Annotated in this window: 14 protein-coding genes; 6 read left to right on the forward strand and 8 right to left on the reverse strand. The window is 38.4% G+C overall.

All coding sequences use genetic code 11. The features are described 5' to 3' along the window. Window position 1 precedes the first annotated feature (1 nt). The 4 genes from LB465_RS10015 to LB465_RS18365 are packed head-to-tail and all read left to right on the forward strand — an operon-like array spanning window position 2 to window position 3655. Window positions 2-1150, forward strand: coding sequence for an alpha/beta hydrolase (locus LB465_RS10015; protein WP_224469729.1), 1149 nt, complete (start codon window positions 2-4; stop codon window positions 1148-1150). Between the two features lie 19 nt (window positions 1151-1169). Next, entirely contained in the window at window positions 1170-2534 is a 1365-nt protein-coding gene (gene radA, locus LB465_RS10020; RefSeq protein WP_224469730.1) for a DNA repair protein RadA, read from the forward strand. Between the two features lie 60 nt (window positions 2535-2594). Next, window positions 2595-3413 carry a M23 family metallopeptidase gene (locus LB465_RS18415; protein WP_317198431.1) on the forward strand — a complete coding sequence of 273 codons (819 nt, stop codon included), beginning with the start codon at window positions 2595-2597 and terminating at the stop codon, window positions 3411-3413. After that, on the forward strand, window positions 3410-3655 hold the full coding sequence (locus LB465_RS18365; protein ID WP_317198432.1) for a M23 family metallopeptidase: 246 nt from the start codon (window positions 3410-3412) through the stop codon (window positions 3653-3655). Before LB465_RS18415 ends, LB465_RS18365 begins: the two co-directional genes overlap by 4 nt. Window positions 3656-3827: 172 nt before the next feature. Here LB465_RS18365 and LB465_RS10030 read toward each other — a convergent pair whose 3' ends face one another. From LB465_RS10030 to LB465_RS10060, 7 genes are all read right to left on the reverse strand, one after another. Beyond that, complete coding sequence (locus tag LB465_RS10030) at window positions 3828-4865, reverse strand: NADP(H)-dependent aldo-keto reductase (protein ID WP_224469731.1); 1038 nt, start codon at window positions 4863-4865, stop codon at window positions 3828-3830. 23 nt (window positions 4866-4888) lie between these two features. Beyond that, on the reverse strand, window positions 4889-5836 hold the full coding sequence (locus tag LB465_RS10035) for an OmpA family protein (RefSeq protein WP_224469732.1): 948 nt from the start codon (window positions 5834-5836) through the stop codon (window positions 4889-4891). Between the two features lie 120 nt (window positions 5837-5956). After that, window positions 5957-6727 (reverse strand): exodeoxyribonuclease III, encoded by a 771-nt coding sequence (locus tag LB465_RS10040; protein ID WP_224469733.1) that lies wholly within the window; start codon window positions 6725-6727, stop codon window positions 5957-5959. Between the two features lie 40 nt (window positions 6728-6767). Further along, a complete protein-coding gene (locus tag LB465_RS10045; protein WP_224469734.1) occupies window positions 6768-7319 on the reverse strand; it encodes a DinB family protein in 552 nt (183 codons plus the stop codon). 26 nt (window positions 7320-7345) lie between these two features. Continuing rightward, entirely contained in the window at window positions 7346-10312 is a 2967-nt protein-coding gene (locus LB465_RS10050; protein WP_224469735.1) for a T9SS type A sorting domain-containing protein, read from the reverse strand. A 118-nt stretch (window positions 10313-10430) separates the two neighbouring features. Then, window positions 10431-11969, reverse strand: a complete 1539-nt coding sequence (locus LB465_RS10055) for a glycine--tRNA ligase (protein WP_224469736.1) — start codon at window positions 11967-11969, stop codon at window positions 10431-10433. Window positions 11970-12032: 63 nt separating this feature from the next. Beyond that, window positions 12033-12917, reverse strand: a complete 885-nt coding sequence (locus LB465_RS10060) for a hypothetical protein (RefSeq protein ID WP_224469737.1) — start codon at window positions 12915-12917, stop codon at window positions 12033-12035. A gap of 61 nt (window positions 12918-12978) precedes the next feature. On the opposite strand from LB465_RS10060, the gene LB465_RS10065 reads away from it, so the two are divergent. Then, complete coding sequence (locus tag LB465_RS10065; RefSeq protein WP_224469738.1) at window positions 12979-13659, forward strand: ComF family protein; 681 nt, start codon at window positions 12979-12981, stop codon at window positions 13657-13659. A gap of 58 nt (window positions 13660-13717) precedes the next feature. Then, window positions 13718-15331, forward strand: coding sequence for an Ig-like domain-containing protein (locus LB465_RS10070; protein WP_224469739.1), 1614 nt, complete (start codon window positions 13718-13720; stop codon window positions 15329-15331). On the opposite strand, the gene LB465_RS10075 is transcribed toward LB465_RS10070, so the two are convergent. Next, a complete protein-coding gene (locus tag LB465_RS10075) occupies window positions 15318-16097 on the reverse strand; it encodes an amidohydrolase (protein WP_224469740.1) in 780 nt (259 codons plus the stop codon). The genes LB465_RS10070 and LB465_RS10075 overlap by 14 nt on opposite strands. Between the last annotated feature and the right edge of the window lie 85 nt (window positions 16098-16182).

Below are 16182 nucleotides of genomic sequence, written 5' to 3' on the forward strand. Positions count from 1 at the left end.
TATGGTAAAAAAATTACTAATTTTTGTGCTGCTAGTGGCCCCGCTACTAAGTTCAGCACAAACTCTTTACGAAACGATTTCTTCCGAAAAGCTCGGTGAAACAAGGGAAATCAAAATTCAACTCCCACGAAATTACGAGGAAAATACAGCAAAAACCTATCCGGTGATCCTGGTACTGGATGGTGACTACCTGTTTGAACCTATGGCAGGCAACGTAGATTATTCTTCTTATTGGGAAGATGCGCCCGAAATGATTGTCGTAGGCATCAACCAAAGTAAAACCCGAATGGACGACGCTTATTACGATGAGCGAAACTTTCTTCCGGCAGATAAAGGCGCAGCCTTTTTTGAATTCCTGGGAATGGAACTTATGCAGCATTTAGATACTAAATATCGAACTGCCGATTTTAGGGTAATCGTGGGGCACGATTATACCGCGAATTTTATTAATTATTATTTACTGAAACCCGACCCTATTTTTGACGGCTACATCAATCTTAGTCCAGATTTAGCGCCACCAATGGCAGATCGCATCAGCAGTAATCTGGCTAAATCTGAAACTAAAAAGTGGATTTATCTGGCTACAGGTACCGCTGATATTCCACAGTTAAAAAAGGGAATTGAAGATTTAAACTCTCAGCTTGCTGCTATAGAAAACGATTTGGTAACTTATAAATTCGATAATTTTGAAAACGCCACACATTATTCCCTGGTAGGAAAAGCAATACCTTCTGCCTTAGAAAGTATGTTCAGCGTTTACCGGCCTATTAGTCAAAAAGATTACAACGAGCTTTTATTACAAACTTCGGTATCCTCAGTTGAGTTTTTAACTGATAAATATGAAAGCATCAACGAGCTTTTTAATATTCAGAAAAAAATAAGGTTAGAGGATTTTATAGCTGTTCATAATGCTATTGAAAAAACAAGACGCTGGGACGATTATAAAGGTTTAAGCGAATTGGCCTACGATAATTATCCGGGTACAATGTTGGGAACTTTTTTTGAGGCCCGTTATGAAGAAGAAACCGGAAATCCGAAAAAAGCAATGCGTACCTATCAAAATGCATACGGGCAGGAAAAAATTGCATTTTTAGATACCGATTTTATGCTCGCTAAAGCCGATGCAATTAAAAAAGATTTCGGTTATTAGCAGGAAAAATCCAAGCTAAATGGCCAAGGTTAAATCAACGTTTTACTGCCAGAATTGTGGCAGTCAGTATGCAAAATGGCAGGGCAAATGCAGCGCCTGTGGCGAGTGGAATACCATTGCTGAAGAAATTGTAGAAAAGCCCGATGCAAAAGACTGGAAATCTCCTAGCGAGCGGGAAGCAAAACGTACTGCCAAACCTTTAAAAATAGCTGAAATTGAAAACAGCCCTCAAAACCGATGGCATACCGGCAATAACGAGCTGGATCGTGTTTTGGGCGGCGGACTTGTTCCGGGATCGCTCACCCTACTGGGCGGTGAACCGGGAATAGGAAAAAGTACGTTGTTACTTCAAATCTCACTTCAGTTAAATTATAAGGTTTTATATGTTTCCGGTGAGGAAAGTCAGCAGCAAATAAAAATGCGGGCAGAACGAATTAATCCCGTTGCTGCCAATTGCTATATCCTTACCGAAACAAAAACCCAAAATATCTTTAGGCAAATTGAAGCTATAGAGCCCGAAGTAATAATTATAGATTCCATCCAAACCCTGCACAGCGATTATATTGAAAGTGCGCCGGGAAGTATCTCTCAAATTAGAGAGTGCACCGCAGAACTTATAAAATTCGCTAAAGAAACCAATACACCGGTTATTTTAATTGGCCATATTACCAAGGAAGGAAGCATTGCCGGCCCCAAAGTGCTGGAGCACATGGTAGACACGGTTTTGCAATTTGAAGGCGACAGGAATCACGTATATCGAATTCTACGCGCACATAAAAATCGATTTGGCTCAACCCACGAATTGGGAATCTACGAAATGCAAGGCAGCGGACTTCGAGAAGTAAGTAATCCATCAGAAATTTTAATTTCCAAAAACGATGAAGATCTTAGCGGAACTGCAATTTCTGCCACTTTGGAAGGAATGCGACCGCTAATGATAGAAATCCAGGCGCTGGTTAGTACTGCGGTTTATGGAACTCCGCAACGTTCGGCTACCGGTTATAATGTGAAAAGACTGAATATGTTACTGGCCGTTTTAGAAAAACGTGCCGGTTTCAGATTGGGTGCAAAAGATGTTTTCCTGAATATTACGGGTGGCATTAGTGTAGACGACCCCGCGATAGACCTTGCCGTAATTGCAGCGATTTTATCTTCAAATGAAGATATTTTTATTGAAAAAGATATTTGCTTTGCTGCCGAAGTTGGACTTGCCGGAGAAATCAGGCCCGTAACCCGTGTAGAACAACGTATTATGGAAGCTGAAAAACTCGGTTTTGCGGGAATTATGGTTTCCAAACAAAGTAAAATCCCAAAATCAAACTTCAGCATTAATATTATAAAAGTTGCAAAAATTGAGGATGTGGTTAGTCATTTATTTGGGTAAATTGATTGAAGTATCTCAATAATAATAAGGTGGAAAGAATGAAAAAGTAGCATTTTTAGTGTGGCACAATTACTGCTCCATATTGCCCGGAAGCGAAAGACAATGAAGCAGATGAAAATTTTAAGCCTATTCTTGATTTTAATTATTACGAGTTGCTCGCAAGTCAATAAAGCATCAGATTTTATTACCAATCCAACCGCAAAAGAACAATATAAACGTGATTTTAATGTTTCAGATGAATTGTTCCAGATCTGGGAAAATACATCTAAAACCGCATTTCAGGATAGTGTGGAAATCAGCCTTCCCTATGCTGAAACAGGAAAGTTTTACCCTAAAAATTTTTCGGTATATTCTTATGAAACCGACCTTCAACCCGGGGAAGTTTTTAAGTTAGAGGTAGAAACCGATTCTACAAAGCAATTGGTTTTTATTGAGCTTTTTGAAAAAACCGCTGATACCATCAATAAATTTGAAAAAGTAGAATCTAACGATTTTCAGAAGAAAATTTTAAGTTTTGAAGCTGAAAAAGCCGCAACTTACAAACTGGTAATTCAACCCGAAATTGAAGCACATACCCCCTTCAAATTTAAAATGGAGAAAAATCCCGCTTATTTATTTCCGGTTAGTGAAGGTATTAATGCCAATGTGCAAAGTTATTGGGGGGCAAATCGTGACGGTGGTGCCAGGAGCCACGAAGGCATTGATATTTTTGCAAAAAGAGGCACTCCTGTAGTGGCCGCAACGAATGGAAGTATAGGCTATAAAGGAGAAAAGGGTTTGGGTGGCAAACAAGTTTGGCTACGCGATCGTAAACGAAACCAGTCGCTTTATTACGCGCATTTAGACAGTATCGCGAATGTCTCAGGAAAAGTGAAGTGAAGAGAGGAGATACTTTAGGTTTTGTAGGCAATACCGGAAATGCCAGGACCACACCGCCACACCTTCATTTTGGAATCTATAAAGGTTACCGTGGTGCGATAAATCCGTTGCATTTTGTGTATCAAACTAGTTTACAAGAAACCGATCCTGAAATACCGGACAGTATTCCAGAAAAATTGATCGTTAAAAGCAGCACGGCTAATCTTAGAAATAAACCCACAACTTCCAATTCCAGGATTTAAGTATTTCAAAAGCTCAGGACACGCTTCAATTTTTAGGAAAAACAAAAGACTGGTTTCATATAAGAACCTCAGCTAATAAGGCTTCTTATATCCACCAAAGTTTGGTGAGTCCAATTTAATTTTTGCGTCATCCTGAATTTATTTCAGGATCTAATTCTCTAAAATTATAATTTTATGGCGCAGGATTAGGATAAGTTTCGTGAACTTCATTGATCGCTTCCAGAACTTCTTCAGAAAGTTCCAAATCTATACTTCCAATATTTTCTTCTAACTGTTTTATGGAAGTCGCACCTATAATATTGCTGGTTACAAATGGCCTGGTATTTACAAAAGCCAAAGACATTTGAGCTAAACTCAAATTATAATTTTTTGCAATTTCAGCATAAGCTTTGGTGGCTTTTAAAGCCTGCTTATTTGAATATCTTTTATACTGCGGAAATAAACCTAACCTTGAATTTGCTTCTACTCCGTTTAAATGTTTCCCACTTAAAGTACCCATTCCTAATGGTGAATATGGAAATAATCCCACATTTTCTCGATGAAGAATTTCGGTAAGCCCAATTTCATCTTTTCGGTTAAGTAAATTATACGGGTTTTGTACCGTAATCATTTTTGGGAGATCGTGCTTCCGGCTTTCTTCCAGAAAACGCATAAGTCCGTAGGGCGTTTCATTAGACAAACCAACCTGCCTGATCTTTCCTTCTTTTACAAACTCATTTAAAGTTTGCAGCACTTCTTTAAAATTCTCTTCCCATTTTTCATCTTTATCGTGCTCATAACCCAACTTTCCGAAGAAATTAGTATTTCGCTCCGGCCAGTGAAGTTGATAAAGATCTATGTAATCGGTTTGTAATCTCTTCAGACTTTTATGCAAAGCATCGGTTACCGCTTCTTTAGAAAAACCAAGATTTTCCCGAATATGTTCCATCGAATTTCCAGGACCCACCACTTTTGAAGTGAGCACCACCTCATCTCTTCTTCCCGATTTTTTAAACCAGGAACCAATGATTTCTTCGGTACTGCCCTGTGTTTCCGGTTTGCCCGGTATGGAATACATTTCAGCCGTATCTATAAAGTTCACTCCTTTTCCAAGTGCAAAATCTATTTGTTCGTGGCCTTCGGCTTCGGTGTTTTGTTCTCCCCAGGTCATGGAGCCCAGGCAAATTTTACTAACTTTAATATCGGTATTCGGTAGGGTGGTATATTTCATTAATCGTTTTTCAGAAATTCAATTTATTCTTCATTCAGCAATTTAGTAACCTCATCTAATTTTGGTGTTAAAATCACCTCAATTCTTCGGTTTTTTGCTTTTCCCTCGGCAGTTTCGTTAGTAGCTATGGGCGCATATTCGCCACGCCCGGCTGCAGTTAAATTCTGCGGATCTATATTATTGTTTTCTCTTAAAATCTGAACAATAGAGGTCGCTCTTTTGGTAGAAAGATCCCAGTTATCGTTTAATGCACCGCTTCCACCGTAAGGCACATTATCGGTATGTCCTTCAATTAGAACCGCGATATCGGGGTTTTCTGCCAGTACCTGACCTAATTGTTGCACGGCCTGTCTTCCTTCATTATTCACCGCCCAGCTTCCAGAACTAAACAACAATTTATTTTCCATAGAAACATAAACTTTTCCGTTTCTTTGTTCCACGGTTAAACCTTTACCTTCAAAATTGGTCAAGGCCTTTGAAATAGCGTCTTTTAAAGCATTCATTTTAGCATCTTTGGCCGCGATTAATTCTTCCAGCTCGTTCACCCTTCTGGAACGGGCATCAAGATCACGTTGCAACTTATTTAGCCTGCTCTGCTCTTCTACCAGAGCTTGTTCTTTCTCTTCCAATTCAGCTAGTAGTTGACGATTTTGCCGTGAATTTTCTGAAATTGCAGCGGAACTGTTTTCCTCTAAAGCATCATAAGAATTTTTAAGGGTTGCATAGTTTTTTCGTGAACTTTCCAATTCATCCCGTAAACGATCTCTTTCAGCCGTAGCTTCAGCATAATCTTTTTTTAAGGCTGAAAATTCTTCATCTAAGTTCTGATATTTCTCGAGTTCAGATTGTGTATTTCTATTTTCACGTTTTAAATCGGCGTGCCTGCCTTCAAGTTCCCCGTATTTTTTGGAAGATACACAGGAAGTCAGCATAAAAACCGCTGAGAATGCTAAAACAAGTAATTTTTTCATTTTTATTAATTTAAATTTTAATATCTCTAATTTACCGTCATTGGGAGGCCGATAATTATCGGACGAAGCAATCTGCAAATTGGTAGAGATTACTTCACTCCGTTTGTAATGACGTTCTTTCTAAAAATCTGATTCCAGTTCCACCAAAACAGGACAGTGATCGCTGTGTTTGGCCTCGGGTAATATAACGGCTCTTTTCAGTTTTTCTTGTAAAGGCTCGGCCACAAGATTATAATCTATACGCCAGCCTTTGTTGTTAGCACGGGCATTGGCTCGGTAACTCCACCAGGAATAGTTGTCGCCTTCTTCATTAAAATGTCTGAAAGAATCTATAAAGCCACTTTTCATAAAATTATCTATCCACTTTCGCTCTACCGGCAAGAATCCGGATGTATTTTTAAGTCGAACTGGATCGTGAATATCTATGGCTTCGTGGCAAATATTATAGTCACCACAAATTATCAAATTGGGGAAATCCTGTTTTATTTCATCTACATATTTCTGAAAATCGTCCATAAATTGAAGCTTGTGCTCCAACCGCGCAATGTTAGTCCCCGAAGGTAAATACAAACTTATAATAGAAAAATCTTCGAAATCGGCACGAATAGTTCGGCCTTCAAAATCCATATAATCTATGCCGGTGCCGTATTCTATATGCAAAGGTTTGTGTTTGCTTAAAATCGCCACGCCGCTGTAGCCCTTCTTCTGCGCCGGATACCAATAATGATAAGGATAACCGGCTTCCTTAAAATCTTCGAGATCTAATTGATCGGGATTTGCTTTTATCTCCTGTAAACAAACCACATCTGGATTTGCCTGTTGCACCCAATCTAAAAAGCCTTTTCTTACGGCAGCTCTAATTCCGTTTACGTTATAGGAAATGATCTTCATTTAAGTCAATTTTCCTCAAAAATAAGGCTAAATGCAAGATTTACAAGTTGGATTTCTGAATTTCCAACAGCTTTTTTGCCTGCTGAAAATGCCTTTCTTCGTGAGCAAGAATAATTTTAAAAGCCGCATCAAGCTTATATACGATTTTAGGATTTGCAGGGGAAGAAATTACTGCGTTTTGCTTCAACAGGTCTTCAGAGTCTAAAATTTTCTGTTTTAATTTTTCCTGATGTTCAATAAATCTGGCTAAAATGTCTTTTGAAGCATTCTCTTCTGAAGGTTTCCAGATTGAGAATGTTTTGGTTTTTTTACTGCTATTAGGCTGAACCGATTTTAAGATCGCCTTTCCGAAAAATTTTACCAAAAATCCGAGTTTAGCTATAAATGGCTTTTTATAATCTTTATTCCGCAACCTGTTAATCATCGGGAAAAACGACTCATTTATTAAAATAAGATGCTCTAAATTTTGGGCAATACTCCAGGTATCGGCATTTAGTTTCCAATGAATTTCACGTTCATTAAGTTTGCCAAATACCTTTTTGAACTTTAAAGTAAGTTCATCCAGCCTGCGTGTAAATTCTTGCGTATACACCTGAAAAAATTATAACTAAAGAAATCCTATTCTACAATAAAGCGTTTTACCTTTCCTACTTCCCGCGTTCCCATTCTCACTAAATAAACTCCTCGCGCGGCGTAAGACATATCCAGCTCATACACATAACCGGTACCATTATTTTCTACCTGATTCTCTAACATTTTTTGCCCTAAAATATTATGAACCGTAATTCTCAAAGTTTCTTCATAATCGGTTTCCATAATGACTCTATACTGCTTATTTTCTTCGGAAACTACTACCAATTCAGCCTCGGTAAGAATAAAATCTTCGATATCTAAAGTAGAATCGGTAATATTTACTGAATAGTCGTGGGTAGTTCCATAATCCATTACTTCACAGGGATTATTGAGATCTCCATCAAAACTGGTATCTCCGGCTCTTATTCGCATAAGATGTTGACCCAAAGATGCATCTGTAGGAATGCTAAAATTATAGGAATGCCAGGTATTAGCGGTAGGAATAACCTCTGAAGAGATTACTCGCTCCTCATCATCAAAAACGGCATCATCATTAAAATCTATCCACATCGAGAATTGTTCGTTCTCTTCTTCAGCAAAATGAGATTGCACCGAAACGGTAAATTCATCCTGGGAACGATCTAAATTAGCCGCAAGTCCAATAAAATCGGCGTAACCATTTCCACAGGGAATTCGTTCATTGAGAACATCTTCTAATTCAAAAAATGAAATTCCATCACCAAAACTGCAATCAGATCCTTCGGGAATACAATTTAAATTAGCTACAGATCTTACACTGGTATCATTACTTGCATCAAAATCATTTTCCAGCCGTGTCCCAGCGGTAATTCTATAACTTCCGGAAGGAGAAATATCCGCAGTCTGATTAAAAGTATAAACTTCAAGTCCTCCCACTTCAAGAGTACCATTAAAAACCTCCCTTACCGGCGTGTTATTTCCTACCTGGTAAAAAACCGGGATATCCTGTTGTGGTTCACCTCCAAAATTTTCTATAGTCACGGTTAATTCTTCTGTATTTCCTAAACTTTCACCGGTTTGTGGAGAATCAATTGAGGTTACTCCAACATCGTTTGGTGGTAAGTTTCGAACCGAAGCAATCAATGTATCATTTTCAATGTTTTCATCTCCTTCTAAATTTGTACTGAAAAGGAAGTCGTAGGTCTGCCCTACTTCAGAAAGATCGGCCGTTTCAGATAAAGTGAATTCTGCAGAACTGGTTGCAGGAAGGCTTTCTTCGAAAGTTTCAGTCACTTCGGGGCCACCATTAATGCTATAACTAACTTCAAAATTAGATTGTGCATTTCGGCCATAATTCCTGATTTTCACAATTATTTCTTCGTTTGTACCTAAACTTGCATCCTGCGGACTAACCAAGGAAACCACCCCTAGATCATTATTAAAATCAGGAGCGATTTTAAAAACACCCACGTGATTTCTCCTCTCCTGGCCAACAAAATACTCACCATTATGCCAAAAAGTGAGTCCGTCTGCAGCATCTACACTCAAATGCGCGTAATCCCCATATCTTGAATTGGGATTAGGACTTTCTCCTTCAATAATATTTTGCTCTTCAATAGTCATAATTCCCGGCTCATCATTCAGGTATCTCCCAGTATAACGTAGAGATGGAAAAACAGGATTTTGTGGATTATCATTTAAAACGGTATAACCCAGGGCTATATTTCCTTCGGCATCCAGGCCAATACTTCCGCTAAAACGGTCACTATTATCCGGGGCATAAGTTCCTTCCTGGTAAACACTCCAGGGACCACCATCATTCTGCTGCCTTAACTCATACCATCTTATCCCCGCGTGTTCTGCTGCACTGGGATCTACATCCACCACAAAATTCATCACCACGGCATTATAATTTGGAAATCGTCTGTAAGTAGTCATATACATCATTGTGGCCTGTAGCACATCAATTTCGGGAGTATCGTCACCCGGTTGGGATAGGTTTGAAAACGAGCCTCCATCAAATGTGGCAATAAACGGCGAAACACCTTCTGCAGCTCCTAATTCCTGAGATTCTGAAATCGTTGAAGCTGAAGGATTATTCCAATCTACATTTATAAGCCAGAGCTTTAAATGATCTTCATTAACTCCCGCCCAGGAATCGTCCTGAAGAAAAATTATTGGTGAATTTCCCCGTGGAGGCATTTCTTCTCCAATCCCGGAAAACCCAGCCGGACTGTAAAATCCATTGGTTCTAATGCCAGGCAAAGGAAATGACATAATTTGAGCCGTTTCACCATTAAGCATTTGGTCTCTTTCTAAAGCATAAACCACCTGACTGGTGGCTGCAGTTCTTGAATTTTTATTAGTAGTAATATAATACCCATCTCCCCAAACCGAAATTTTAGGATAATCTGGCAAAACACCATTTGTGGTAAAGCGATAGGTATACCATCCATCATTAATTGGATCTGGGCCTTGTGAGACAGCAATCAAAAAACTTTCAGGAGTATCACTAAACTGTGAAATTATAAATCTATCGGCAAAATCATCGTATAAAATAATAGGGTCCCCAAGCGTCTCATTGGTAAATTCTCCACCAATACTGGCGAGAGAAGCGGGCTCCATAATTCTGTTTCCTGATTTATCGAAAATTGAAAAAGCCGAATTCCAACCGTTTACATAGTGGTTAGGGCCGGCAGCTCCAGTAGGATCTGTAGGTGTAGCTTGTGTAGAAGCAGCTTCAAAAGTAAAGTAAGGAGCTTTCACAGGGATTTCCCCCATTTTTTGCTGAAGTGCTTCATCTTTGGTTTTTGGCAAACCTTTTCCCGGAACAATTTTATTAATTCCGCGATTCCTAGGATTGTAAATTTTGAATTCCTTTGCCGGAGGAATTAGTTTTCTTTTTGACATTGCAGAAGAAGGCACTGCTTTGGTAGAATCTATATAAACCGGGCCTGCAGTTTCTCTATCCTGCCCCAGAAATATAGAATGAAAACCAAAAATTAAAACTAAAAGGAATACAATTTTTTTCATTTTTACGCGACTTCTTCTTTTACTTTCTAAAAATAATGATTCTATGCTTATCTAAAACAAAAGGAGCGATTAAGTTGATTAACCGCTCCTTTTTGTAATTTTAAAAAACACTTCTTATTTATTTCTTCATCCAGGTCTTGAAATCCACTTCCTGTTGAATGAGTGTTTTAAGTTCTGTAATGTCCACACGTTTTTGCTCCATAGTGTCGCGATAACGCACAGTCACCTTTTTGTCTTCCAGCGAATCGTGATCTACGGTAATACAAAGTGGTGTTCCCGCTGCATCTTGCCTACGGTACCTGCGTCCAATTGCATCTTTTTCGTCATACTGCACCCTAAAATCCCATTTTAATTCTTCAATGATTTCATGGGCAAGCTCGGGTAAACCGTCTTTCTTCACTAACGGAAGAACCGCAGCCTTGGTAGGTGCCAGTACTGCTGGTAATTTCAAGACAGTTCTTGTTGTTCCGCCATCTAATTCTTCTTCTTTTAATGAAGCTGAAAAGACCGCTAAAAACATTCTGTCTAAACCAATTGAAGTTTCAATTACATAAGGCACGTAATTTTCTTTCATTTCAGGATCGAAAAAACGTAATTTTTTTCCTGAATGTTCTTCGTGTGCTTTAAGGTCAAAGTCTGTTCTGGAATGAATTCCTTCTAATTCTTTAAATCCAAAAGGAAAATTAAATTCTATATCGGTAGCGGCATTAGCATAATGCGCCATTTTTTCGTGATCGTGAAAACGATAATTTTCTTCGCCTAGTCCAAGTGAAGCGTGCCATTTTTGGCGGGTTTCTTTCCAGTGCTCAAACCATTTAAGTTCTTCGCCGGGACGCACAAAAAATTGCATTTCCATTTGTTCAAATTCCCGCTGGCGGAATATAAATTGTCTCGCTACAATTTCATTTCTAAATGCTTTTCCTATTTGCGCAATTCCAAAAGGAATTTTCATCCTCCCGGTTTTTTGCACGTTAGAAAAGTTCACGAAAATTCCCTGAGCGGTTTCAGGTCGTAAATATAGATCTGTGGCAGAATCGGCTGAAGCTCCCAGTTTGGTCCCAAACATCAGATTGAACTGTTTTACATCGGTCCAGTTTCTGGATCCGGTTTCAGGGCAGGCGATTTCCAACTCTTCAATTAACGCCTTTACATCAGCTAAATTTTCGTCGGTAAGTGATTTTGCAAGGCGCTCAAGAATTTCTTTTTCTTCCTTTTTATAACGAATTACCCGCGGATTGGTCGTTACAAATTCTTCTTCATCAAACTTATCGCCAAAACGTTTCTTTGCCTTTGCAATTTCCTTCTGTGCTTTTTGATTGATTTTTTCAGCATAATCTTCAACCAAAACATCGGCACGGTAGCGCTTTTTAGAATCTTTATTATCAATTAAAGGATCGTTGAATGCATCTACGTGTCCAGAAGCCTTCCAGGTGGTTGGGTGCATTAAGATTGCTGCATCTAAACCTACTATGTTCTGGTGCAGTTGCACCATACTTTTCCACCAGTAATCTTTGATGTTTTTCTTTAATTCGGCCCCATTTTGCCCGTAATCATAAACGGCGCTAAGTCCGTCGTATATTTCACTCGATGCAAAAATATACCCATACTCTTTAGCATGGGATATTACATTTTTAAAAAAGTCTTCTTGTTTTGCCATAGCGCAAAAATAAAAAAACCGCCCTGATAAACAGCAGGGCGGCCTTTGAAATTTAGGTTTTAATTATCTTAAGTTAAATGAGGCAGTTCCCAGTAAAGTTGCATCAGCATAAATATACACTTTATAGGTGCCTTCCAGTAATTTATCTTCGTTGGTATTGGCCAGCAAACACACATCCAATTCATTGTTTTCGTAATAAACTTTTGAAGCTGCGCTATAAACCATAGCACCTCCTTCATGTTCTACCACAATTTCATCACCTACAAGTTCATTTTCAGGATTATAAACCTGTACATACATATCTCTTTCACCCGGACCTGCAAGGTCATTGGCGGTAATAGTAAAACAAGTCCTGATTTGATCTATTCTTCCGGTTCGGTCGTTTTCTACCAGCTTTCCACTATTTCTTACAATTACCCCTTCGCCACGAAGATTTGTAACTTTAAGCTGTGCTGCACGATCTACCTTATTAGAAAGATCCTGGTTTGTAGTTTGTAAAGAATCAGAAACTCTTGTTCTTTCCTGAAGAATCACATTAGTACTATCTAAAGTTTGAGACATCATTTGGTTTTGACGATTCAAACTATCTACCACTCTAAACAAACGATCCTTTTCTGATTTCAGATTGCTAATTTCACGGCGATAACGTGAAATTAATACCAGGTTGGCTTCATTGTCTTCTACTGAATCCAGCAAACGCTCAATTCGGTTTCTGGCATCTACCAGGTTTTGATCCATTACCTGATTTTCATCTATGGCTTCATCATATTTAATGATTAAATCGTTAAGTTCGTCCTCTATCACCTCTTTTTCTTTGGTGAGGATAGCCTTATTTTCCTTCTCTTCGTTATAGAATTTAATTGTATAGATACCTAAGGCCAGTAAAGCCACAGCTAAAACTCCGGTTAAAATTTTAAGCGCGGTGTTGTTTTTCTTTTCGGTCATCATTTTAATTAATTTTGTTTGTAAATTTAGGAGTTTATTAAGGTAAAGCGTAAGGACTTAACAAATGTTTCACGATTTAGCCAACCTATTCTATCCAAAAATATGCAATTGCTGCGACAGCCCATTATTAAAGGCCGAAAAAGTGATTTGCACTTCCTGTTTGCATCAACTCCCAACTACTAATTATCACCTTGATAACGAAAATGCAACCAAAAAAGTATTTTATGCCCGCCTTCACCTTGAAAATGCAACTTCCTTGCTCTATTTTAAAAAGAAAGGCATAGTGCAAAACCTTATACACAACCTTAAATATAAAAAACAAGAAGACGTTGGGATTTTCCTCGGAAACTGGCTTGGAGAGGAACTGGAATCGCATTCCGGCTTTAAAAAAATTGACTGTGTAATACCCGTACCTCTTCATCGTAGAAAATTAAAGCAAAGAGGTTTCAACCAGGTAACCGGATTTGGAAAAGAACTCGCTAAAAAATTAGATGCCAAATTTATTGAAGACGTGCTGGTAAAAAAGTCGGCTTCACGCACCCAGACTTTTAAAAAACGTTTGGGAAGATGGGGAAGTATAGACGAAAGTTTTATGATAGAAAATCCTGAAAAACTGGAAAACAATCATCTCTTGCTGGTAGATGATTTGGTTACTACCGGCGCAACTCTTGAAGCCTGCGGAAATAAACTCCTTCAAATAAAAAACACCAAATTAAGTATCGCGACTATGGCAATTACAGATTGATACCCGCGTTAAAACCTAAAATAATTGTTTCTTTGCTTTTAGATTTCATTTATAAATTATGCTGAAACGAATTCCAGGAATTTTACTTGTTGCCGCTCTACTTCTGCTATGTGTGCAATGTGCCAAGAAAGGAATGCCAGAAGGTGGTCCCAAAGATGAAGAACCGCCAAAATTTATAAGGGCAAATCCTGAAAATTACAATACTAATTTCTCTGCAGATGAAATCAGGATTTTTTTCAATGAATACGTGAAATTAGAAGACGCGCGTCAGCAAATAGTGATTTCACCACCAATAGAACCACGCCCAAGCATTATGCCTATGGGAACGGCGCGTAAAGATGTGCGTATCCAGAACCTGGATTCCCTTCAGGAAAATACTACCTATACCATTAATTTTGGGAAAAGTATTGTAGATAATAACGAGGGCAACCCGTTACCCTATTTTAAGTACGTTTTCTCTACCGGTGATTATCTGGATTCGTTGAAAATCTCCGGAACTATAAAAGACGCTTATTTAAAAGCCCCAAACGAATTTATTTCTATTTTTTTATATGAAGTAGATTCAACTTTTTCAGATTCTCTGGTTTATAAGGAAACTCCAAGATATATCACCTATACTTTAGACAGTAGTGTAAATTTTGAACTCGAAAATCTTAAGGAAGGTACCTACCAGATACTTGCCGTTGAAGACAAAAACGATAATTATAACTTTAATCCGAAAAATGAAAAAATAGGTTTCGTCGAGAATTATGTTACCCTACCTACAGATTCTACTTATCAAATAACCATTTTTAAGGAAGAACTGGAGTTTGAAGCCGAAAGACCTAAACTCTTAAAAGGAAATCAAATCTTATTTGGGTATCAAGGGAACAAAGGAGTAGATAGTGTAGAAATCAACTTACTAACCCCAGAACCGGAAGGTTTTAAATCGCGAATAGTAAAAGATAGTAAAACCGATACCCTTTACTACTGGTATAATATTCGTCCCGAGAACGACAGTCTTTCTTTTGAGGTAGTAAGCCCAACCCGTCGGGACACTCTGTTTACAAAAATAGCGGAAGCCGCACGTGATTCTTTAAATATTACTACAGAGCCTTCAGGCGGTATTGAGTTTGACCAGGATTTTAAACTGAAGGCAAATACGCCAATTACAGAGTTTAATCAGGATCTAATTAGCATTCGTGATGGAGATTCTGTTATAGTTCCATTTAATGCTGAAATGCGCCGCCTTGAAAACGAAATTGTAATATCTTTTGAAAAAGAAGAAAGCACCGATTATCGCGTAACTGCTTTACCGGGAGCCATTACCGATCTTTTTGAAGAAACCAACGACACCCTTCAACAGAGTTTAAATACTAAGTCTTATGCAGATTATGGTAGCATTATTTTAACGCTTCAAAATGTGAATCGTTTTCCGCTGCTGGTTCAACTCACTAATGAAAAAGGTGAAGTACAGGCCGAAAAATATTCTAACGGTGATACTAATTTACATTTCAGATTTTTAAAGCCCGGAAAATATCTTATTCGGGTTATTTTTGATAATAATGAAAATCGAAAATGGGACACCGGGAATTATCTAAAGAAAATTCAGCCTGAAGAAATCCAATATTACCGGGATACCATAGATGTAAGGTCTAACTGGGATATGCCAAAGACTTTTACTTTAGAGTAAATTCATCGCGATCCTGGAGGAATTTGAAATGACTTCGGGTTTCTTCCAATTGATTTTTGTCCAGGGCGATTTCCTGTACAAAAGGCTCTTCCCTATCCAAGTCGGTTATGTTTTGGCCTAAACCGTCGTAAACTGCGCTATGCCCATTGTATTCGGCTTTATTTCCATCGTTTCCGGTTCGGTTTACGCCAATGCAATAGCTCATATTTTCTATAGCGCGGGCCTTTAAAAGAACATCCCAGGCAAAAACTCGTTTCTTTGGCCAATTGGCCACGTATATTAATAAGTCGTAATCTTCGGTATTTCTCGAAAAAACCGGGAACCTCAGGTCATAACATACAAGCGGACAAATTTTCCAGCCTTTATATTCGACCACCAATCTTTCTTTTCCGGCGGTATAGGTTTTATGTTCGTTGGCCAAAGTAAAAGTGTGGCGCTTATCATAGATTTTATAAGTTCCATCTGGATAAACAAAGAAAAGTCTGTTGTAATAATTATTATTTTCGGTAATGATCAGGCTTCCGGTTACCGCTGCATCTTTCAGTTTTGCAATTTCGCGCATCCACTGTAAACTTAAACCATCGGTCTGTTCGGCCAGCCTTTCAGCATTCATGCTAAAACCTGTAGTGAACATTTCGGGCAGGATAATTAAGTCTACATCTTCAGAAAGTGCTTTGATCTCTTTTGAAAAAAGACTTCTATTTTCCTGCGGATCTTCCCACTTTAAATTTGCCTGTATTATCGCGGTATTTAGTTTTTGTGCCATACCCAAAATTACCAAATTTTAAATTTCTGCTGCTAAATCCTTGTTAAACAATTGTAGAGAACTCACATAATGGATAGTTTTAATG

The organism is Salegentibacter lacus, from assembly GCF_020164555.1.
Taxonomy (GTDB): domain Bacteria; phylum Bacteroidota; class Bacteroidia; order Flavobacteriales; family Flavobacteriaceae; genus Salegentibacter; species Salegentibacter lacus.

What these genes read in the sequence shown, in the direction of transcription:
- LB465_RS10015 (WP_224469729.1), top strand. Translation starts at nt 2, where the DNA reads ATGGTAAAAAAATTACTAATTTTTGTGCTGCTAGTGGCCCCGCTACTA.
- radA (WP_224469730.1), top strand. Translation starts at nt 1,170, where the DNA reads ATGGCCAAGGTTAAATCAACGTTTTACTGCCAGAATTGTGGCAGTCAG.
- LB465_RS10030 (WP_224469731.1), bottom strand. Translation starts at nt 4,865, where the DNA reads ATGAAATATACCACCCTACCGAATACCGATATTAAAGTTAGTAAAATT.
- LB465_RS10035 (WP_224469732.1), bottom strand. Translation starts at nt 5,836, where the DNA reads ATGAAAAAATTACTTGTTTTAGCATTCTCAGCGGTTTTTATGCTGACT.
- LB465_RS10040 (WP_224469733.1), bottom strand. Translation starts at nt 6,727, where the DNA reads ATGAAGATCATTTCCTATAACGTAAACGGAATTAGAGCTGCCGTAAGA.
- LB465_RS10050 (WP_224469735.1), bottom strand. Translation starts at nt 10,312, where the DNA reads ATGAAAAAAATTGTATTCCTTTTAGTTTTAATTTTTGGTTTTCATTCT.
- LB465_RS10055 (WP_224469736.1), bottom strand. Translation starts at nt 11,969, where the DNA reads ATGGCAAAACAAGAAGACTTTTTTAAAAATGTAATATCCCATGCTAAA.
- LB465_RS10060 (WP_224469737.1), bottom strand. Translation starts at nt 12,917, where the DNA reads ATGATGACCGAAAAGAAAAACAACACCGCGCTTAAAATTTTAACCGGA.
- LB465_RS10065 (WP_224469738.1), top strand. Translation starts at nt 12,979, where the DNA reads ATGTTTCACGATTTAGCCAACCTATTCTATCCAAAAATATGCAATTGC.
- LB465_RS10070 (WP_224469739.1), top strand. Translation starts at nt 13,718, where the DNA reads ATGCTGAAACGAATTCCAGGAATTTTACTTGTTGCCGCTCTACTTCTG.
- LB465_RS10075 (WP_224469740.1), bottom strand. Translation starts at nt 16,097, where the DNA reads ATGGCACAAAAACTAAATACCGCGATAATACAGGCAAATTTAAAGTGG.